Genomic DNA, 20,179 nt, shown 5'->3' with positions numbered 1-20,179 from the left:
TACTTAAAACGGCATTTTCATACCTGGTGGTAGTTGCATACCGCCAGTTACTTTACCCATACGCTCTTGTGTTTCGTCTGCTACACGGCGTACAGCGTCGTTACAAGCTGCTGCAAGTAAGTCTTCAATCATGTCTTTGTCGTCTTCCATTAAACTTGCGTCAATTTCAACACGGCGTACGTTGTGGTTACCAAGCATAGTTACTTTAACTAAGCCAGCACCGGCTTCACCAACAACTTCTAAAGTTGCGATTTCGTCTTGGGCTTTTTGCATGCGATCTTGCATTTGCTGCGCTTGCTTCATCATGTTGCCCATTCCACCTTTAAACATAACTTTCTCTCTTTCTTTTTTAATACATTAATTAACATGAACATAAGGGCTATTGTAAGGAATTACAATGCCTGAATACTATTTTCGTCGATTTCGGCGCTAAATATTTGTTGAAATTGTACTATGTTACTATCCGAAGTGATCACATCTATTGCTTGTTGATGACGACCTACATCAATTTTTTGTTGAATAAGGTAAGGAGAGTCAATTACGCCTTTAGCAAAATTAATACTAAGTGAGACGTTATGCTCATAAATACTTGATAATGCAGCATCGAGCTTTTGACGTAGCACTGGTGTATCTAAATGCTTTTGAGATTCGTCGACATCAATATGTAAATTGTTACCTTGTTTGGTAAAAATTGAATGCAATGCAAATTGACGCATACGACCACCCAGTCCCATTCGTTTAATTAAATATGCCCACTCGTCTTGTTGATGCGCAAATCTTATTTCACTTATAGGACTTTGAAAATCATCTGGCGTAGGAATACTAGGCTCTTGAGGAGCAACTTCAGGTACTTTTTGAGGATTTATTTGCTCAAGTAACTCCGGCGCTAAGTTTTCGGTAATCGTTTGGTGTTTTTCTCTAAAGTCGATTTTTCGCTCAGGCCTTTGCTGTATTGGCTCTTGCGTTTGTGTATGGCTCCCGGTTAATGGGAGCTCAGGCTTTTTTTCACTCTCACCTGTCATATCCGTAGCCCACGGTGGCGGGTTATCTGAATGACTTGGTGCAATATGTGTGTTGTCTAATTTTGTACCATTTGATGATGCATTAAAACCATCTGCACCAGTATTGTTATTAGCCAAAGCATTACTGTTATCAATAGTAGTAGCGGCAGTCGAATTTTCGCTAGGCACTTTATTTACGTTAGTGTGCCTATTTCCAGTATTAGTATCACTTACTACCGGATTACTTTTATTACTGTTTGTGCTTTGTGCATCACGCTTGTTTGCACTAGAAAGCGTTCCCGCCCCTGATATATTTCTATCACGTAAAATACGTGCAATAGCCGACTGAGCTTGTGCTTCTCGTTCTACAATAGAGGCATTTGCAGCACTGTCTTGGTCTTGCTGTATAGCCGGGGTGCTCGGTCCTGAATTGTTTTCAGCATTATTATGTGAATGATTTACAGAGTTAAACCCTTGGTCAACCGCGCTATTCATTACATCATCAAACTGTGCAACTAGTGTTTGCTCCACATCACTGTGTTGCATGTACGCTTCGTCTTCACTTTCACGCTGCGCTTGCTCGTCGGTTACTTTATTAACTTGACGCTCATTATCATTCGCAGTGTGTTGAGAACCACCTGATTGCGTTAATGTTACTGGAGAATTTTTAACTTCGGACTCAAGTTCGTGATTATTAGCTTGAGTATTACTTTCTACACTTTTTTTATTATCTTCAATAGCGCTAAGTTGTTCTGTATGTTTTTCTTCGACAGGACTACTTTTTTGTATTGGATTTTGTGTTGAACGTTGTTCTAACTGTTGTATTGGTTGTTCTTCAGAATTTTTCTTCGCTGATTTATTCTTATTCAATATATCGCGTAACGCATCGGCTCGACCTGCATTACTTTGTACTGGCTTAGCTCCCGAGACTGGCTCAGACTGCTGGCTTTGTGTACCAGCAGACTCAAACGCTAACAATCTTAGCATTATCATCTCAAAACCTAAACGAGGCTCTGGTGCCCATTGTAAGTCTTTTTTACCATTTAATAATAACTGGTAATAAACTTGAATTTGTTGAGGATTAGTATGCTGTGCGACATGCGCGATATAGTCAGCATTCGTTTCATCAAGCGCAGCGGCTTCTGGTACTAATTGGCTTAATTGTGTTAAATGCGTCAACGCAATTAAATCATCAAGCAAAGCAATATAGTTTGGATTTCGGCTCGCTACATTTGCCACTTCACTCATTAGCGCAGCGCCATCTTGTGCAAGTAATGCAGCTAATAAGCTTTGGCTATAATGTGTATCCATCAAACCAAGCATTGTTTGTACTGCTTGATTATTAATATCACCATTTGTTTGCGCTATAGCTTGGTCGGTTAAGCTAAGTGCATCACGCATACTACCATCAGCGGCTTTTGCAATAATGCTAAGCGCATCATTGTCATAGTTAAGCTGCTCTTGCGTAAGTACATGTTCAAGCTGTGTTTTAATTTCACTTTGCGATAAGGCGTTTAAATTAAATTGCAAACAGCGAGATAAAATAGTGACTGGTAATTTTTGAGGATCGGTAGTCGCTAATAAAAACTTCACATGCTCTGGTGGCTCTTCAAGCGTTTTTAAAAGCGCATTAAAGCTATGCTTAGAAAGCATGTGAACTTCATCGATTAGGTATACTTTATAACGTCCGCGCGTTGGCGCATATTGAACGTTATCGAGTATTTCACGGGTGTCTTCTACTTTTGTACGAGAAGCCGCATCTATTTCGAGTAAATCAATGTAGCGCCCTGCTTCTATATCTAAACAGCTGCTACATTGACCACACGGATTTGCAGATATACCTTCGTCGCAATTTAAGCTTTTAGCAAAAATACGCGCAATGGTCGTTTTACCCACACCGCGGGTTCCAGTGAATAAATAAGCGTGATGCAGTCTATTTTGTGTAAGCGCATTTACAAGCGCTTGCTTAACATGAGACTGCCCAACCAATTCATGAAAGGTTTGAGGACGCCATTTTCTCGCTAGAACCTGATAACTCATCGATTACTCGCCTTCGAATTCAACCAATTTTAGGATTTTAATACCCATTTTTTTGATGCGCTGCTCACCACCAAGTCCCGGTAATGATACAACAAATGCAGCATCTGTGGCTTCGCCACCTAGTTTATGAACTAATTTAGCTGTGGCTTCGATTGTGCCGCCAGTTGCTAATAAGTCATCAACTAATAATACTTTATCGCCAGGTACGATTGCATCAACATGCAGCTCTAGCGTGTCTTCACCGTACTCAAGTAAGTAATCTTGACGAATAACTTCGCGCGGTAACTTACCTGGTTTACGTACTGGAATAAATGGAATGCCTAACGCGTAAGACAGTGGAGCACCAAAAATAAAGCCACGTGATTCTGTACCAATTATTTTAGTAAATCCTTGATCTTTATATTCAGCGATAAAAGCGTCAATGGTAGCTTTAAATGCTTCTGGATTTGCCATTAAAGTGGTTACATCGCGAAACATGATGCCCGGCTTTGGATAATCAGCAATTGTAGTTATGCTGTTTTTGATAATTGCTGGTGTTACTTGAGTCATAATTTTAACTGCTCAATTGTTTATATTACAAAGCAGGTGATTATAACCTTAAGTGACCTTTAAATGCGAGTTTGACGTTATTTTAAAAGAAGTATTAAGTATGGGCGTATTTATATTTGGAAATTGAATTTGAGCAGTAGGTTTGTTTTAGACATACTGAGCTTATGTGGTCTGATTATTCTTATAATTACACGACAACACAGTTTAAAGGTATAACATGTACTGCCATTGAGTTCTTCCTAGGCGCAATTTACTCTTTGTTGAATATGTGAATATACGTAGAGGTGTAGGCAAGACGCGGAAGCTTTGCTTTGTTTTTACTTATTCTTACAAGGGTGTAAGTTATTAGCGTAACGCTGCAGTAGTTATAAAACTATTAAGTTATAAATCACGCGCCGTAATTAAAACGCCTCTAGATTAAATAAGTTTCAATCCTGAAAGGTCAACACGATCTATATAGGATAATTATAAATAAAGTGATTCAAGGCTGAAGTAAAACAACAGCCTTAATAAACGCTATGCATTTAAGTTAAGCTAGTGATCCAGCCTAAAATTGCATTTAAACAACCAATTCCTGCAAATACAGCTAAAAATGCAAGAAAGTAAGTCGCGTTGAACGGATCTTTAAAGTCTTTATCATCTGACATTAGTACAACCTTTTATTAAGCACGGCAAATAAGGCTGCCATAATAGACGATGTAAAATCATCAATAAAGACCTTAATCTTGATTTTTTGTCACAATTACACCACGTTCCGCCATTGCACTGAGGGTAACCAATGCGCCTTGAGCAATTTGCTCTGCATTAAATTGTGGTGCATGAGTTAACACCTGCTGGCAAACTTCGTCAAATGTCGAGCCTTCACTTGCCTCAATAATTGATAATAACAAAGCAGTCATCGCATTTGTTGCCAAAAATTGAACGTCATCATTCTCATCACGATATACAACAAAGTAATTAGGCTGAGGTGATGGCTCTGTGGGCTTATAGCTAGTACTTATATTTTGTACTGGGAATTGGTAACTTAAATTACGAACCAAGCTCGATAAACAAAGTGACGCACTCGTTATATCTGTATTTTTTAATCTTTTTTCGAGTTCATTTTGCATCGCTATAGATACGTCGAGTTCTACCCATTCATAGTGAGCAAGTTCGAGCATAAATACAGGATCGTATTTTTTCATTTTATAATTACTTGATAAGTAATTAATAAACTCCCCTGCTATATCTAAAAAGTACGGTGAATGGCAATCATATTCACTAAAAAACTGGCGCACGAGTACATTCCATTGTTTATCAGTATATAACGTTTTTAACACCGGAAAACCTGATGATACAAAACCTTCAATATTATTAAAAAAGAGATCTCGATAAATAGCCATTCGCCTATCTTCAATATCGTTAGGTTTTTTATTAATAGCGGGTTTACGAATATGCGCCATAAATTCGTTTTGTATTTCAATAAAGCCCATAGCTAAGCACTCTGCTTTATAAGTGTTGAATCAAGGTACTTAGATTGTAACTCATGAATTATATCTAACTCTTTTGTAAGCACGTTCATAGTAGGAATATTAAAATCACGTTCAAGCAATGTAGGAAATACACCATGCACCTCATATGCCCTATCAAGTAGTTGCCATACAGGGTCAATTACATCGGCTCCGTGTGTATCTACTATTAAGTCATCCGCTTCGTTGTAATGACCGGCAACGTGCCCGTAAGCGATACGATTTGAAGGTAAGTTTGTTAAAAACTCTTGCGCGTTATAGCCATGATTTATTGAGTTTACATAAATATTATTCACATCAAGTAAAAGTTTACAATCAGCTTGCTCTAAAATGGTGTTTGTAAATTCAAGCTCTGATAATTGCTGCCCAGGGGCGCCATAGTAAGACACGTTTTCTATCGCGATTTGACGCTCAAGTATATCTTGAACCTGCTTTATACGCGGCACAACGTGTGCAATAGCATCTTGTGTAAATGGAATTGGCATTAAATCGTACATGTGTCCAGTTCCCGAGCAATAACTTAAGTGCTCACTAAAAATTTTTATATTGTGCTCATCAAAAAAAACTTTTAACGATTTAATAAATTTTATATCTAATGGTTCGGGCGAGCCAATTGAGAGTGACAAACCATGGCAAATGAAGTTATTTGCGTCTGTTAATGTTTTAAACTGCTTTTTAAAGCGTCCACCTAACTTTAACCAATTCTCTGGAGCAACTTCTAAAAAATCAATTTGTTTAGGTACATGCTCGAGTAATTCATCAAGCATTTCTCGGCGTAGACCAAGACCCACCATTCCAAAATTTGTGCTTTTATACTGTGCCATACACACCTCTAACATAACAAAAAAGGACCATAAGGTCCCTTTAGCATAACTTATCTAAACTAATAAATTAACGGCCGCCACATTTACCTTCACCGCACTTACCTTCAGTTTTAGCTTTCATGCCTTTGGTATCTTTTGCGTCGCCGCCACATTTACCTTCGCCGCACTTACCTTCAGCTTTTGCTTTCATGCCTTTAGCATCTTTTGCGTCGCCGCCACATTTACCTTCACCGCACTTGCCTTCAGCTTTTGCTTTCATGCTTTTAGCATCTTTTGCGTCGCCGCCACATTTACCTTCGCCGCACTTACCTTCAGTTTTGGCTTTCATGTCTTTGGTATCTTTTGCATCGCCACCACATTTGCCTTCGCCACCACATTTGCCTTCGCCGCACTTACCTTCAGCTTCAGCTTTAGCTTTCATGTCTTTGGCGTCTTTTGCATCGCCACCACATTTGCCTTCGCCGCACTTACCTTCGGTTGCGTCTAATTGGTAACCAGTTACTAATTGTTGAAACTCAAATGGGTTAGCTTGTGCATCAGCTGATACAAAACCTGCAGAGCCAATAACGACTGCACCTAAAGTTAACGCGATTGTATTTTTTTTAATTGTATTCATTTAGTGGCTCTCTTAACTCAAGTATTGTGATTTTATGCCAATTACGAATATATTTTACATTCGTATATTGTTTGTATAGTTAAGTAGACCAGATCAAGAACAAAAACTTTCATTTATTTTCAATATTATTTACTTTTTCGTTTTTTAAAGAAAATGTGGATGATAATTACGGATTTATCAATGTGATATTTACAGGTAAACTGTGCGTCCACTTTTTCCAAAGAATTAATCTCTTTATGAAACTTGTTTTAGCGCCTATGGAAGGTGTTGTTGATTTTAAAATGCGCCAATTACTTACTGATATTGGTGGGTTTGATTTATGCGTAACTGAGTTTGTAAGAGTCGTTGAAGCATGCTTACCTGATAAAGTATTCCATCGCTATTGCCCCGAACTAGCCAATAATGGATTTACACGTGCTGGCACGCCTGTTCGCATACAATTATTAGGTCAAGTTGCTGATGTTTTGGCTGAAAATGCAGTTAAAGCAATTAATTTAGGCTCTCACGGTATTGATCTTAACTTTGGTTGCCCTGCAAAAACAGTTAACAGAAGCAGAGGTGGTGCTGTATTGCTTAAAGATCCTGAACACATGTATTCAATAATAAAAGCAGTTAGAGACGCCGTAGATGACCAGCATGAAGTAAGTGCAAAAATACGTCTTGGCTTTGACGATGATAGTAATAGCCAAGAAATAGTCGATGCGGTAGTCAGTGCAGGTGCTAATAGCGTTGCTATCCATGCAAGGACTAAACGAGATGGATACAACCCTCCAGCGTATTGGGAGAAAATACCACCTATAATAAAAGGTAAAAATATTGCGGTAGTTGCTAATGGTGAAATTTGGCAGGTAGAGGACGCAATGTTATGTCAAAAACGCAGCGGCTGTAGCGACTTAATGTTAGGTCGAGGTGCGTTATCTCACCCTGATTTAGCTAAAAAAATTAAGGCACACGTCAATGGTGAGTCTTATAATGAATTACAATGGGAGCATATAATTTACCATTTAATTCATTCAGCTATCCATCAAGACCCAGCTAAAGATGAAAAGTATTTCGCTTCCCGTACAAAGCAATGGTTAGGTTATTTAAAGCGTCAATACCCTCAGGCAATAGAGTTATTTGATGAAATACGCCGATTAAAAAGTAAAGAAGACGTGGCTAGTGTACTAAAAAAGTATGCCAAAGCACCTCAACTTGATTCAAATCATAACGGCTAACAAAAACGAAATACATAATATCGGTATAACATAAAACCAATTGAAGAAGGTTATACTGATAATGTCTCATCAAAAAAAATTAAACGATGAAATAGCACAAGTAAAATCTAAAATACTGAATATGCTGTCGCAATCAGTTTATCCAACACACCAATATTTAATGACGATTTTAAATAAAACACAAACCAATGAATGGTTAGATTACGCAACCGAAAATTTAGGTCCTGAGTATGAACTTTTAATTAATCGAATGACTAAGTTAGAAGCTGCTGTGAGCCAAATAGAAATTGGTCAATATGGCTATTGTTGTGATTGCGAAGAGGAAATATCCAAGGAGCAACTTGAGCTAGACCCTGCAACGCAACGATGTAAAAAGTGCGCGCAATAAGCGCACTAAATAATTTAATTACAGTATTTGCTGAGCAAAACTAAATGTTTGGGCCGGATAAAGAATAATATCGTCGACTAAATATTGAGCGTCTTTCTCATTTATCTTCAACCGCTTCATTAAGTTAACTCTTGCTTGTGGAATAGTCCAAGCATGATAATGAATACCCACATCTGTTTCCATCAATGCTAGCATTAGTGTTCTATCAGCGACAGAAAGCGAATTTTCATTTGCCATTACGGGGAGTATTGTAAATCCAGTTAACCAATCCAGTCCTTTTACTGGTTTTTGGTCTTCTAAAAATTGCACCAAAAATGAATGTTCGTGAGATGTTTGCAACTCAAAGCTAAATGGTGCTTTTTCTAACGTCTTTATTTGTTGATCTAACAGAGTAACCCATTCAAGTGGCGAGTGAATAGCTCCACTAAAGTAATTTAATTTACTCTGATACCACTCACTACCATTCGCAAGACCTCGTAAACCAGCGCTGCCTCTGGGTTTATATTGAGTTAAATAATCATCAAGTATTGTTAATTCTAACTGTAAGTCTTCAGGTGTGTTTTCATTATTTATGGCATCAGAAATATAGACCTGCAAGAGAGCAAGTTCAGTCTTGTTTAATTTTAAATTACTTTGTTTAGCGCTGTCTAATTGATTTTGAGTAAATTTAAGCCAATTATTAATTTTTACCAACCCTTCCTCAGAGCTATCTAATGCAAGCATATTCTCTAATACGTTAATTTGGGCTGGCCAAGCAAAGTAACGCTCAGGAAAGCGCTCTGCAATCACCATATAGTTAACTTGCTCAACTTGTGATTGTGTTAATTGCATTTCCATTAAACGCTGATAAATAGCGTGTCGCTTAGTTAAATAAGCATCAGTAAAAGCAAACTGCTGCTCGTCTAAATTTTGTTTAGAAATATTGCCTCTATGTACCAAAGTAGAATTTAAAACTTCTAATGCACTTTGAGCCTCTTCGAATGAGTTATAAGGCTGCGACGGCTTTGAGCAAGCCGTTAAAAGAAAACATAATATCAATGAAAAAGTCAGCGTTCTGTTCATATTTAATTCCAATAAAAAAAGCCCCAGAGGGGCTTTTTATAAGATGCTAAAGCAAATTAAAGTTAAATTTTAACACCGTTGCGAGCGGCTTTATCTTTAATGTACGTTGCCCAACCTTTTGCAAACTTACGTGTGCGAGGGTCATCCATTGCTTTAGTAATAGCAGCATATGCTTGCTTATACTTAGCTTGGTAGTAGTACGCTTCAGCTAAATCTGAGTAAATAGTACCCTTTTTATCAGAGCCTAATTCCAGTGCTTTGTTTAAACGAACAACAGCAGCACTAAAGTTTTCAGATTGTAAAAGTAATGAACCAGCTTTGCGATAAAGCTCAGCATCTTCATCAAATTTAGCAGCTTCTTCGTAATACTTAGCAGCTTTTTCTAGATCTTTTGAGCGATGGTAATTACTAGCAATTGCGTTAACATTTTGCTTATTACGCTTAACTTTATCTTCTTTAATTGCTTTTTCTAGCGTTACTGCCGCTTTAAAAGGAATTTCATTTAAAGAATAAAAGTTAGACAATACTTTGTAATCAACTTCAGCGTCAAAATAACCTTGCTTGTAAGCTACTTCCATGGTCGAAAGACCTTTTTTGTAGTCTTCAGTCTGTAGGTAATATTTACCTAAACTAACCCAAGCTTTCTTATCATCAGGCCAAACACGAACAATTTCTTCACCAACTTCGACCATATTATTATAGTCTTTAAGCTCAAAGTAAGAACCTAGTTTTAATTGGTAAGGTGCCTTGTTAGGCTCCTTTTGAAGCGATATTGCTTTGTTTGCTGGTTCAAAAACATCACGAAATTGTTTTAACTCGTAGTTAGCTTGCGCTATACGCGTATAAACTTTCGGATCTTCATCACCAGTAAAGTCAATCCAAGCTACATACGCTTTTTTAGCTTCTTGATACTTTTGAGTACCAATAAGTAAATCGCCTAATAGCTTAAGTGATTGCTCTTGATCTGCGAAATTTAAAACATCAGGAGCTACTGCTAGCTTAGTGTATTGAATCGCTTCATCGTACTTTTCTACTTGCGCGTACATGCTACCTAAGTAACGATTTACAGTCGCTTTATCAAAGTCATTTGAAGGTTCAATTTCTCTAAGCAAAACAATTGCTTCTTCAACCTTTTCTTCACCATACAAATCAAACGCTTTAATTACTTTTTTACCAGTACGCTCGCCCATGATTTTAGTTTTTGCTTTTTTACGCTCTTCAATCTTTGCGTAATCTGGCGCCGCTAAAACAGATGTAGTTAATACTGCACCCGACACAGACATAAGAATTGCAAGAGCAGTTACTTTAGAAAAATTTCTCATTACTCGCCTCCTTAATTGCCTTGGTTAAGTTTAAAGTCTAATTGAACTTGTAAACCTGGTTGTATTTGTGGTTTTCCGTCAATAATTTTAGGACGGTACTTCCACTTACGCAATGCTCGTTTAGCTTCACGGTCAAAGATACGTTTTGGATCTGCGTCGATTACTTCAACGTCGGTCACGCCACCTAACTCATCAATTGTGAATGAAAGTTGAACCCAACCTTCTTTACCATCACGTGCTGCTTGCGTTGGATATTTTGGTTCTATACGAACGATTGGTGTCGCATCACCATCTCGTCCAAATGCACCAGGACCACTTAGTCCACCTGCCGAACTACCAACATCAATGCTTCCCATATTAAATGACATAGCACCAGGGTTTGGATTATTATTTTCCGGCTGTGGCGGCTGCGGTTTAGGCGGCTGCTTTGGCGGTGGTGGAGGAGGAGGCGGTACACGCTTCCTCTCCTGCACCTTAGATTCAGGCGGATTCGTCATTATTTCGACTATGATCTGCTCTTTTTGTTCCGTATTACGGTCAGCCCCACCAGAGATGAGGAAGGCCATGAAGTAGAACAAGCCGAAAGTAACTGCCCCACCTGCAATCAGTGAAAACAGAAAACGAATCATTACTGATCTCCAGCTATTGAAATTCTAAGGTTATCACCCGTCGCTTTAATCTGGTCCATAACTTTAACCACTGTGCCGTGTTTAGCTTCTTTATCAGCTTGTATAATCACAACTTCAGTAGGTTGTTCTGCTAATAAACTTTCGATTTTTGCTGAAATACGCTCAACATCAATTTGTTGTTTATCAACCCAGATTTCGCCGTTACTACGAATAGCAATAAAAATGTTAGCATTTTTTTGCTTAGTAGCTTGGGCAGCTTTTGGTTTATTGACCTCGATACCAGCCTCTTTAACGAACGATGTAGTTACGATAAAGAAAATAAGCATGATAAATACGATGTCAAGCATCGGCGTCATATCGACCGCTGCTTCTTCTTCTTCACGAAAACGTTGTTTACGTGCCATATTTAATTCTCTCTCTAGTGATGAGGCATGCTATCTACAAGTTTGGCTTTCACCATTTTAGCTTTTGTCTCAAGACGTGAGCTAAAGAATACTCCAGATAGTGCCGCAACCATTCCAGCCATTGTTGGGATTGTTGCCATTGAAATACCTGATGCCATTAAACGTGCATTACCCGTACCTTGACTAGCCATGGTTTCGAAAACCGAAATCATACCAGTAACAGTACCAAGTAAGCCTATTAAAGGACAAACAGCTACTAATGTTTTAATCAACAACATACGCTGATCTAATTTTTCAGACGCTTCAGAAATCCATGCTTCACGGATTCTGTGTGCGTACCAAGACGTAGTGTCTTGGCGGGCATCCCACTTTGCTACAATTTCTTTCGCTGTGCGAGGAAACTCTGCAAGTAAGAACCAATAGCGCTCAATCATTAAAACCCACATTAGAAAGAGTGCTATCGCGACCACGTATAAAACCTGGCCGCCTGTGCCAACAAAATCCCTGATAGATTCCCATATCTCCATCAGGACTAGCATTAGGCTTTCTCCTTCTCCGCGTGGCTAGCAACGATACCCGCGCTTTGCTCATCAAGGATGTGTAATACCGACTTACTACGACCAGCTACAAGAGCATGAAGTAGAATAAGTGGTAATGCAGCAATTAGACCTAGCGCTGTAGTTACAAGTGCTAGAGAGATGTTACCTGCCATGATCTTCGGATCACCCGTACCGAACAATGTGATTGTTTGGAACGTTAAGATCATACCGATTACTGTACCTAGTAGACCTAGTAATGGTGCGATTGCAGCAAGAATCTTAATTATATTGATACCAGCTTCGATGCGTGGCGTTTCACGAAGAATCGCTTCATCAAGTTTAAGCTCAAGGTTTTCAACATCTTGTTTCTTGTTGTCATGGTACACTTTAAGAATACGACCCAATGGGTTATTTGTATTCGGTGTAGCAACATTTTTAAGTTGGCTCTTAATCTTACCTGTAGTAAGTGTAAGGTCAACAAAACGAATTAGAGTAATTAGCATACCTAAAGCTAGTAAAGCTGTAATGATATAACCAACTACGCCACCTTGATGGAAGTATTCCATAAGGGTCGCTTTTTGAGTGTTGATACGTAAGATAGCGCCACGAGTCGGGTCAATGAAAACACCAGCATAGTTATCTGATGAAGTATTTTCAAGAGCCGTGATACCGTCTAAAATGTAACCATCTGGTTGTTTACCTAGAGGTTGAATAGACTTAGTTTCTGGTGAATAAATTAAGTAACCATCATCTGTAACTAAGTTAAAGTTACCAATACGAGTTACTTTTTTCATTGACGGGTTACCGTCAAGACCAGCAACTTCAGTTTCAAAAGTTGAAACTTTAGCTGATTCTGTCATTTCAGTTTGAAGTGAAATCCAAAGTTCTTCTAATTCACGAACTGTTGGTAGTTCTTTAGCAGCTGCTAATGAACGTAATATTTCAGCACGACCTGGTTTTTCAGCACTAACTAAAGATGCTTCGATAGAACCGATAGCGTCTTGAGCTGCACGACGTACAACACCAAACATCTCACCCAAAGTACCTTGAGCACTTTGTAGAGCTGCTTCTTTTTCAGCTAAGGTATTTTCGTTTTGTGCATATTGCTTAGCTAAGCTCTCACCACGTGACTTCTCAGTAGCAAGTTGGCTTTTAGCTTTGTTAAGTAATGATTGCTTGTCAGCACGTTCTGATAAGAACTCTTGCTCACGTTGCTTATTGATTTTACCTTCAGATATACGCTCTTGCTTTACTTGCTCAAGAATTTTATCTAAAGCATCAGTATTTGCATGTGCATTAAGCGCGGTACCTGCAGAAACAGTTAGTACTGCTGCAACAGCAAAACCTTTAAATAGTTTCTTCATTATTGATTACTCCGCGCCAAAAATTGGTAGTTTAACAAGTTCTAATGTCGCTTGCTTACGCGCCATACGGATCACTTCTTTAACAGGTTTTAGGTATTCTTCACCTAATTCTTTCCACTGTTTAGTGTTGTTATCCCACACCCAAGCATGTTTTAAGTCAAAAGACTGAGCAACGTAAGTAATACGACCTAATTGACCAATATCAACGTTAATGCTCTTGCCATCAACTTCTAACGTACCTTGTGAAGCAGATACAAGTGAACTGTATGCTGTTTCTATTGTGTATGCTTCAAGTACTTGACGGAACTTTTCTGACGTCGTTACAGACGCAGAAACCATTATTTCACGAAGTCTTTCAACACGTGCTAAACGCGTTTCTAGATTAAATGGAACGTCCGCTTTGATGAATTGCTCAAGCGTATCGATCATGCGATACATCAAAGGCACAACGTTTTGTTTAGTGCCGTCAATAGTAGCTATTTGACGATCAAACGATTCTATCGACGCATTTTGGCTATCAACCAAACGTGATACATGATCGTTATACACTTTCATAAGTTCTGTCTCATCAACAACGCTACGGTACTCAGCTATAAGCTCTTGAGTTTGACCATATACATTGTCAATTTTAGTTTGAGACTTAACAGCAGCCTTTTGAATTTGTTGACCTGCGTTTTGCACGTCATTCAAAGGATCTGCAATCACATTGCTGCTTGCAAATGCAAATGCGCCAACCAACGCAGTTGCTACAAGACTCTTTCTGATTTTAACAGACATAGTTCCCAACCAATTAAGTAATGTTACTTTTATAATTTAATTATCCTCCGAAGAGAACAACCCTGATATCTTTTAATAGATATCAACCTTCCAATAATGCTAAATGCAATAAGCGCTGTCAACTTGATGTTTACTAATCTCAGTAAATAAATGCTTAATCGCAAGCTTACACTAAAGTATTACCAATTTAATGTTAACATTATTGTAACGAGTTACGTTCTTAATATTTCGATTAAAGCCTTTTAAGAGGTATGTTTATTCGGTATGCCCTCAGAAAAAACAACAAAAATGCAACATTTAGTTAAAACCAAATTAGGGTTAAAAAAAAAGATAAATAAATATTTATATATATTACAAAAGTTATTTTTTAAGCAAATTCATGGTTTTTTTGTTACTTTCAAACACTTCACCTGAAAAAACAAACCGTTTATCGCACAAAAAAACATCATCATCTGCTATTTCTTTAAAAGTAAAAGTTGTAGATATTTGATATTAATTTTATTTTTTATAAAAAATAAAATTTGGAGATGTTGAAGAAATGCTACGTGTTGAGAATTATTTACTAATACTAATAAATTAACTAATTTAATTTATTAAAGTCATTATTGAATTGGATTTTATGACATAAAAACTCACTTGCTAGGTAAAATTCCACTTTTGTTAAATCAATAAGGATTAAACATAATTAGATCGGTAATTAATTATCATAATTGTTAAAAACCTTAATAATAAAAATCTTATACCGTTGTTTATTGAACTCTAAATATGGTTGGTTAGATACTTAACTATTGAGAAAAACTTATCATTATCCCCCAAACTTAGCTTCTTAAGTTTACAACAAACTTTTTAGTTCGAAATGTACGACTCACTTAAAACTCGTTCTGAAAGTTTGGTATAAATAACACTTACCTTTTATAAATCAGCATAAACTAAAGTATGTGCTTTAAATTTAGTTATTATTTTAGGTTGTTATTGATTAGGAACATATTAGATGCAGTCAGAGGTTTGGAGGGAATATGTAATTTTTAATTATTGTTATTGAGATATTTGATAATGTTATTAATGATTTTTATTGAGGGGTATTTGAATAATATTTATTGATTTGTACTAGGAGGAATTATGGTGAAACAGAAGACTGTTTCACCACGTTGAACGAAGGTTCACATAATAAATTATGCTGCTTCTACGTTCTCAGCTTCAGGGCCTTTTTGACCTTGCTTGATGCTGAATGTCACTGCTTGACCTTCGCTAAGAGTGCGAAAACCAGAACCAGTGATTGCGCTGAAATGTACAAACACGTCAGGACCATTTTCTTGCTCAATGAAACCAAAGCCTTTAGCTTCGTTGAAAAACTTTACTTTACCAGTAACCGACATACTAAATTTTCCTGTAAGTCAATAATTAAAATTCAGCCATATTATTATGGCAATCTCCTCCCCGAGTCAATGCTCAAAAATATGGAGGTACAGTACAGGAACAAGTAATAACCAAACCGGTAACCTTAAACGCAGCACAATATCCGTAAATTCAATACATAAAAACTCAAAGCAAGTTAAGATTAACACATTATTTTTTGTTTCGCTCTATTAATTATAAAATATTTATTAAAAACACATCTATTCTTTTAAATATCTTCAACTGATTAATTTAAAAGCAAAAAGTTGCAAATATATTATTGTATGATATATGGCTTTGACATTAATTTTATCCAAAATTTAACAAATCACCTTGTTTTTAAGCACCTTTAATTTTTAAATTATGGTTTATAAAACGAAAAAAAACCGCAAACAATAATGCGGCTTTTACTTACTTATCTATTTAATCATTACCTACTTAACTTGCCACTCAATTGTATCTTCAGCTTTGATAGGTACAACTTGAGAATCACCTAGAGTATAACTTGCAGGTACTTTCCATGGGCTTCTGTGTAATGTAATCGTATCGGTGTTGCGTGCTAATTCATAAAAATCAGGACCAAAGTGGCTTGCAAACCCTTCTAGCTTATCAAGAGCACCCGCGTCTTCAAACGCTTCTGCATACAGCTCAATTGGTGCATGGGCTGTATATGCACCAGCACAGCCACAAGCTGCTTCTTTTTTATCTTTATAATGTGGTGCTGAGTCAGTACCTAAAAAGAATTTTTTATTTCCACTTATAGCAGCTGCCATTAACGCTTGTTGATGAATATTGCGTTTTAATATTGGTAAACAGTAATAATGAGGACGTATTCCCCCAGCTAACATATGGTTACGATTATAAAGTAAATGATGAGCTGTGATAGTAGCAGCTACATTATCTGAAGCATTAACTACAAACTCTACTGCATCTTTAGTCGTAATATGTTCGAGTACAATTTTAAGCTCAGGGAAATCGCTAACGACATCACCTAAAATTGTGTCTAAAAATACTTTTTCGCGATCAAAAATATCAATTGATGAATCAGTCACTTCACCGTGCACTAATAATAACATCCCTACTTCTTGCATTGCTTTTAACACTGGGTATATATTTTTAACTGAAGTTACGCCTGAGTCAGAATTTGTAGTTGCTCCGGCAGGATAAAGCTTAGCAGCAACTATTTGACCCGTCGCTTTCGCCTTTTTAATTTCATCAGGTGTTGTTTTATCCGTAAGATACAGCACCATTAGAGGCTCAAAATTACCTTGTGGACCGGCTGCAATAATACGTGTTCTATACTCTAATGCCGTATCAGTACAGGTAGCTGGAGGAACTAAGTTTGGCATGATAATCGCTCGCCCCATATAACGACTAATATCACGGACCGTATCTTTTAGCTGATCGCCATCACGTAAGTGAACGTGCCAATCATCAGGGCGAGTTATCGTTAATGTTGTTACTGAGTCTGTATTTGTACTAGTCATTACTTTAGTTCCACGGCTGAATTTATCCGATCATAGGCATATGGTGTTTTCGAGTAAAGATTTTATTAAAAATAATCACAATATTTACATAAATAAAGATGACCTTTCCTCTGTATGGGGCTTACAGCAAAACAAATAATTTATAGTAAAACGGCTAAAGCAAAAAGCGCTATTAAGGAGTACATCTTAATTTTGATAACTAATGTGTTCCTATAGTCTGCTACGTAGGGTAGAAGTTATCCAATCAGTAGATATAAGCGACCTCTCTCATTTAAAATGAACCTAAACTTTGCATAAATCAAAAACATTCATCGTTTTGTTTTGTAGAACGATTCAGATTGAGTTAACTTAGTACCTGAACTAACAAATAATAAGAAAAATAATAATCGCCTATGTCGAACAAAATCGATATCAATAAAGCGCTAGAAATAAAAACTGAACAACTTGGTATTATTAATCAGTTTTCGTCAAGCCTATTACAACTTGATACTCTTGCAGAACTATTCGAATACGTCACTACACAGGTCGTAAATAGACTTGGTTTTGTTGACTGTGTTATTTATCTAGCCGACGACTCAGCCTCTACATTAAATCAAGTTGCATCTATGGGCATTGCCCATGAGCGTTATAAATATAGAGCACAGAGAAAGGTAATCCGGTTTAGTGAAGGGATTTCAGGTTTTGTAGCCTCAACAGGTAAAGCCATTATACTTGACGATGTCAGTACAGATAGCCGTTATATAGCCGATGAACGTCCTGCACAATCAGAGTTGTGCGTCCCTCTTATATATAAAGAAAAAGTATTAGGGGTAATTGACTGTGAACACCCAGTAAAAAATTACTTTACTAACTCTCACCTTGAAATATTAACTACGGTTGCCCATTTATTAAGCGCCAAAATAAATCAAGTTAACACCGTCAATAATTTACAACAAACCGTAACACAATTAAACAATGCACAAAAACTCGAAAACAGCCTTTTACAAATAGCTAATTTAACTTACAAAGCGAGTAATTTAGATACGTTTTTTGAAGCACTACATACTATTATTAATAGCCTACTACGTGCTGATAACTTTTTTATTGCGCTGTACGATAAGCAAGTCGATATTCTTGATATTGCTTACATTGTAGAAGAAGGCATTCAAACTAAAGCACATCAAAAAATATCTAAAGAGCAGCTAAAAGACACCGCATCTTACTACCTACTACAAACAGACCAAACACTACTACTCGATAAACAGTCCTTTCAAGAATATATTGATAAAGGATGTTTTAAAATGGTGGGTAGGCAATCAGAATCTTGGTTGGGTGTACCATTTAAAACCAACGATCAAATGAGCGGCGTTATTGTTGTACAAAGTTACGATAAAACACTGCATTATAACGAGCAAGACAGCGCATTATTAACCTACGTTAGTAGGCAAATAAGTATGGCTATTGATAGACAACTTGTCCGCCAGGAGCTTGAACACAGAGCACTTCATGACGATCTTACTGGGCTAGCTAATCGGTCATTATTAATAGAGCGAATTAAGCATGCAATATTACGCCTAGCAAGAGCTAAAAAAGGCACAAGTAATGCCCTTTTGTATTTAGATTTTGATCGCTTTAAAAGTATTAACGACTCTCTTGGTCATGAAGTTGGTGACCATTTTTTAATAAAAATATGCGAGTTAATTAAAAGTACGATACGAAATACAGATACCTTTGCTCGATTAGGTGGTGATGAATTCGCTATTTTCATGGAAAATATCACTCATCGAAATCAAGTAAATGAAGCACTTACACGGATTGAAATAATTCTTTCAAAACCTATCAATGTTAATGGTCATTTATTACAAGCCTCCACCAGCATTGGTATTGCGTATAATGATAATACAAGCGACAAAGCATATAAATTATTACAACAAGCTGATGCCGCCATGTACGAAGCTAAATCATCAGGTCGAGGACAAGTTAAGTTTTTTAACAATGCTATGCGCCAAAAACTTAAAACTCACGCCGACATCGAAAACGATTTACAACACGCCATAGAACACAACGAATTTGAACTTTACTTTCAACCAATTTTTACTATTTCCTCAAGCCGAGTCGTTGGTTTTGAGGCTCTAGTACGTTGGCATCACCCTAAAAAAGGCTTTGTTCCACCCAACAATTTTATCCCAATCGCTGAAACCACTGGCCAAATCATAAATCTTGATTTGCACTTACTTGATTTAGCCGCACAACATATATCAGATTGGCATAAACAAGGGCATCGTTTTTTAAAAGTGACTGTTAATGTATCGTCTAGACATTTTGCGAGCCTCGATTTTGTTGCCCAAATACATGCTATATACAATAAATACCAACTTCCACTGGGCTCTTTATGCTTAGAAATTACAGAATCAGGTCTAATAGAAAACCTAGAGCTAGCGACACAAATAATTGAAGGGCTTTCGCCATTAAAAGTAAAATTATGCCTTGACGATTTTGGTACCGGTTATTCTGCACTTGGTTATTTACATCAACTTCCGATTCATATTTTAAAAATTGATAAAAGCTTTATAGATCATCTACAAGACTCTACGAACCCATTAGTTGAAGCAATTTTATCACTTGCTCAATCTCTAAAGTTAGAAGTGGTTGCTGAAGGAATAGAAACAACTGACCAACTTACAATACTTCAAGCAACTCAGTGTCATTACGGGCAAGGTTTTTTAAAATCAAAACCTGTTACTGCAAAAGAAGCTATATTATTAATTAATAAGCCGTTATAAACATATAAAAAGTCAGCACATAGGTGCTGGCTTGTTGTATTAATTTCTCTGCCCTTTTTTAAACGAGAATCTAAATTAACCCACGTTTGATTTATCGTAATTAAATATTACGCAAAACAATAAACGACTAAAAAGCCCTCGCTTCTAACAAACAACATCACTTACTAGTAATAGCTCAATCCCTGTATATATTAATAATACTTCATAGGTTAGACATTAAGAGATAATTGGATTCAGGCCGCATTTTAATCGTCCTTTTTCTTTATCTCTTTTTGGGTTCGCTCTTCGTGCATAT

The 20,179-nt window shown here is 37.0% G+C and carries 19 protein-coding genes; 3 read left to right on the top strand and 16 right to left on the bottom strand.

Annotated elements, in window-relative coordinates:
- Window positions 1-3: 3 nt before the first annotated feature.
- The 7 genes from GQR56_RS09465 to GQR56_RS09440 all read right to left on the bottom strand — a co-directional run bounded on the left by GQR56_RS09465 (window position 4) and on the right by GQR56_RS09440 (window position 6,538).
- Window positions 4-330: a YbaB/EbfC family nucleoid-associated protein gene (locus GQR56_RS09465; RefSeq protein ID WP_024611627.1), complete on the bottom strand. Its 327-nt coding sequence runs from the start codon at window positions 328-330 to the stop codon at window positions 4-6.
- A 62-nt stretch (window positions 331-392) separates the two neighbouring features.
- Complete coding sequence (gene dnaX, locus GQR56_RS09460; protein ID WP_166110709.1) at window positions 393-3,041, bottom strand: DNA polymerase III subunit gamma/tau; 2,649 nt, start codon at window positions 3,039-3,041, stop codon at window positions 393-395.
- Window positions 3,042-3,044: 3 nt separating this feature from the next.
- Complete coding sequence (apt, locus tag GQR56_RS09455; RefSeq protein ID WP_024611629.1) at window positions 3,045-3,590, bottom strand: adenine phosphoribosyltransferase; 546 nt, start codon at window positions 3,588-3,590, stop codon at window positions 3,045-3,047.
- Window positions 3,591-4,114: 524 nt separating this feature from the next.
- The gene (locus GQR56_RS21645) at window positions 4,115-4,237 is read right to left on the bottom strand and encodes a hypothetical protein (RefSeq protein ID WP_002962301.1); all 123 of its coding nucleotides are present in this window, start codon (window positions 4,235-4,237) and stop codon (window positions 4,115-4,117) included.
- Between the two features lie 72 nt (window positions 4,238-4,309).
- Window positions 4,310-5,062 (bottom strand): putative DNA-binding domain-containing protein, encoded by a 753-nt coding sequence (locus GQR56_RS09450; protein WP_166110706.1) that lies wholly within the window; start codon window positions 5,060-5,062, stop codon window positions 4,310-4,312.
- 2 nt (window positions 5,063-5,064) lie between these two features.
- The gene (locus GQR56_RS09445; protein WP_166110703.1) at window positions 5,065-5,922 is read right to left on the bottom strand and encodes a DUF692 domain-containing protein; all 858 of its coding nucleotides are present in this window, start codon (window positions 5,920-5,922) and stop codon (window positions 5,065-5,067) included.
- 67 nt (window positions 5,923-5,989) lie between these two features.
- Entirely contained in the window at window positions 5,990-6,538 is a 549-nt protein-coding gene (locus tag GQR56_RS09440; protein WP_166110700.1) for a hypothetical protein, read from the bottom strand.
- Window positions 6,539-6,774: 236 nt separating this feature from the next.
- Between GQR56_RS09440 and GQR56_RS09435 the strand changes: the two genes are divergently transcribed.
- Window positions 6,775-7,755 carry a tRNA-dihydrouridine synthase gene (locus GQR56_RS09435; RefSeq protein WP_024611633.1) on the top strand — a complete coding sequence of 327 codons (981 nt, stop codon included), beginning with the start codon at window positions 6,775-6,777 and terminating at the stop codon, window positions 7,753-7,755.
- A gap of 61 nt (window positions 7,756-7,816) precedes the next feature.
- Window positions 7,817-8,143 (top strand): TraR/DksA C4-type zinc finger protein, encoded by a 327-nt coding sequence (locus GQR56_RS09430; protein WP_024611634.1) that lies wholly within the window; start codon window positions 7,817-7,819, stop codon window positions 8,141-8,143.
- Window positions 8,144-8,161: 18 nt separating this feature from the next.
- Here GQR56_RS09430 and GQR56_RS09425 read toward each other — a convergent pair whose 3' ends face one another.
- The 9 genes from GQR56_RS09425 to pyrC all read right to left on the bottom strand — a co-directional run bounded on the left by GQR56_RS09425 (window position 8,162) and on the right by pyrC (window position 17,122).
- Window positions 8,162-9,205 (bottom strand): hypothetical protein, encoded by a 1,044-nt coding sequence (locus tag GQR56_RS09425; protein ID WP_166110697.1) that lies wholly within the window; start codon window positions 9,203-9,205, stop codon window positions 8,162-8,164.
- Between the two features lie 62 nt (window positions 9,206-9,267).
- Window positions 9,268-10,527 (bottom strand): hypothetical protein, encoded by a 1,260-nt coding sequence (locus tag GQR56_RS09420; RefSeq protein ID WP_024611636.1) that lies wholly within the window; start codon window positions 10,525-10,527, stop codon window positions 9,268-9,270.
- An 11-nt stretch (window positions 10,528-10,538) separates the two neighbouring features.
- Window positions 10,539-11,156: an energy transducer TonB gene (locus GQR56_RS09415; RefSeq protein ID WP_024611637.1), complete on the bottom strand. Its 618-nt coding sequence runs from the start codon at window positions 11,154-11,156 to the stop codon at window positions 10,539-10,541.
- On the bottom strand, window positions 11,156-11,560 hold the full coding sequence (locus tag GQR56_RS09410) for a biopolymer transporter ExbD (protein ID WP_007583867.1): 405 nt from the start codon (window positions 11,558-11,560) through the stop codon (window positions 11,156-11,158). Before GQR56_RS09410 ends, GQR56_RS09415 begins: the two co-directional genes overlap by 1 nt.
- A gap of 14 nt (window positions 11,561-11,574) precedes the next feature.
- Entirely contained in the window at window positions 11,575-12,099 is a 525-nt protein-coding gene (locus GQR56_RS09405) for a MotA/TolQ/ExbB proton channel family protein (RefSeq protein WP_024593935.1), read from the bottom strand.
- Complete coding sequence (locus tag GQR56_RS09400) at window positions 12,099-13,463, bottom strand: MotA/TolQ/ExbB proton channel family protein (RefSeq protein WP_024611638.1); 1,365 nt, start codon at window positions 13,461-13,463, stop codon at window positions 12,099-12,101. The genes GQR56_RS09405 and GQR56_RS09400 overlap by 1 nt, the downstream gene beginning before the upstream one ends.
- A 6-nt stretch (window positions 13,464-13,469) precedes the next feature.
- Window positions 13,470-14,240, bottom strand: a complete 771-nt coding sequence (locus tag GQR56_RS09395; protein WP_024611639.1) for a DUF3450 domain-containing protein — start codon at window positions 14,238-14,240, stop codon at window positions 13,470-13,472.
- Between the two features lie 1,172 nt (window positions 14,241-15,412).
- Window positions 15,413-15,616, bottom strand: coding sequence for a cold-shock protein (locus GQR56_RS09390; RefSeq protein WP_002961702.1), 204 nt, complete (start codon window positions 15,614-15,616; stop codon window positions 15,413-15,415).
- A gap of 453 nt (window positions 15,617-16,069) precedes the next feature.
- Window positions 16,070-17,122 carry a dihydroorotase gene (gene pyrC / locus GQR56_RS09385; protein ID WP_166110694.1) on the bottom strand — a complete coding sequence of 351 codons (1,053 nt, stop codon included), beginning with the start codon at window positions 17,120-17,122 and terminating at the stop codon, window positions 16,070-16,072.
- A gap of 392 nt (window positions 17,123-17,514) precedes the next feature.
- On the opposite strand from pyrC, the gene GQR56_RS09380 reads away from it, so the two are divergent.
- Window positions 17,515-19,884, top strand: a complete 2,370-nt coding sequence (locus GQR56_RS09380) for an EAL domain-containing protein (protein WP_166110691.1) — start codon at window positions 17,515-17,517, stop codon at window positions 19,882-19,884.
- The last annotated feature ends 295 nt before the right edge of the window (window positions 19,885-20,179 follow it).

This window comes from Pseudoalteromonas sp. Z9A5 (assembly GCF_011378875.1).
Taxonomy (GTDB): domain Bacteria; phylum Pseudomonadota; class Gammaproteobacteria; order Enterobacterales; family Alteromonadaceae; genus Pseudoalteromonas.
This window is presented reverse-complemented; position numbering and strand designations above follow the sequence as displayed.

Excerpts from the sequence above, each read along its gene's own strand:
- GQR56_RS09465 (WP_024611627.1), bottom strand. The coding sequence starts at position 330 with ATGTTTAAAGGTGGAATGGGCAACATGATGAAGCAAGCGCAGCAAATG.
- dnaX (WP_166110709.1), bottom strand. The coding sequence starts at position 3,041 with ATGAGTTATCAGGTTCTAGCGAGAAAATGGCGTCCTCAAACCTTTCAT.
- apt (WP_024611629.1), bottom strand. The coding sequence starts at position 3,590 with ATGACTCAAGTAACACCAGCAATTATCAAAAACAGCATAACTACAATT.
- GQR56_RS21645 (WP_002962301.1), bottom strand. The coding sequence starts at position 4,237 with ATGTCAGATGATAAAGACTTTAAAGATCCGTTCAACGCGACTTACTTT.
- GQR56_RS09450 (WP_166110706.1), bottom strand. The coding sequence starts at position 5,062 with ATGGGCTTTATTGAAATACAAAACGAATTTATGGCGCATATTCGTAAA.
- GQR56_RS09445 (WP_166110703.1), bottom strand. The coding sequence starts at position 5,922 with ATGGCACAGTATAAAAGCACAAATTTTGGAATGGTGGGTCTTGGTCTA.
- GQR56_RS09440 (WP_166110700.1), bottom strand. The coding sequence starts at position 6,538 with ATGAATACAATTAAAAAAAATACAATCGCGTTAACTTTAGGTGCAGTC.
- GQR56_RS09435 (WP_024611633.1), top strand. The coding sequence starts at position 6,775 with ATGAAACTTGTTTTAGCGCCTATGGAAGGTGTTGTTGATTTTAAAATG.
- GQR56_RS09430 (WP_024611634.1), top strand. The coding sequence starts at position 7,817 with ATGTCTCATCAAAAAAAATTAAACGATGAAATAGCACAAGTAAAATCT.
- GQR56_RS09425 (WP_166110697.1), bottom strand. The coding sequence starts at position 9,205 with ATGAACAGAACGCTGACTTTTTCATTGATATTATGTTTTCTTTTAACG.
- GQR56_RS09420 (WP_024611636.1), bottom strand. The coding sequence starts at position 10,527 with ATGAGAAATTTTTCTAAAGTAACTGCTCTTGCAATTCTTATGTCTGTG.
- GQR56_RS09415 (WP_024611637.1), bottom strand. The coding sequence starts at position 11,156 with ATGATTCGTTTTCTGTTTTCACTGATTGCAGGTGGGGCAGTTACTTTC.
- GQR56_RS09410 (WP_007583867.1), bottom strand. The coding sequence starts at position 11,560 with ATGGCACGTAAACAACGTTTTCGTGAAGAAGAAGAAGCAGCGGTCGAT.
- GQR56_RS09405 (WP_024593935.1), bottom strand. The coding sequence starts at position 12,099 with ATGCTAGTCCTGATGGAGATATGGGAATCTATCAGGGATTTTGTTGGC.
- GQR56_RS09400 (WP_024611638.1), bottom strand. The coding sequence starts at position 13,463 with ATGAAGAAACTATTTAAAGGTTTTGCTGTTGCAGCAGTACTAACTGTT.
- GQR56_RS09395 (WP_024611639.1), bottom strand. The coding sequence starts at position 14,240 with ATGTCTGTTAAAATCAGAAAGAGTCTTGTAGCAACTGCGTTGGTTGGC.
- GQR56_RS09390 (WP_002961702.1), bottom strand. The coding sequence starts at position 15,616 with ATGTCGGTTACTGGTAAAGTAAAGTTTTTCAACGAAGCTAAAGGCTTT.
- pyrC (WP_166110694.1), bottom strand. The coding sequence starts at position 17,122 with ATGACTAGTACAAATACAGACTCAGTAACAACATTAACGATAACTCGC.
- GQR56_RS09380 (WP_166110691.1), top strand. The coding sequence starts at position 17,515 with ATGTCGAACAAAATCGATATCAATAAAGCGCTAGAAATAAAAACTGAA.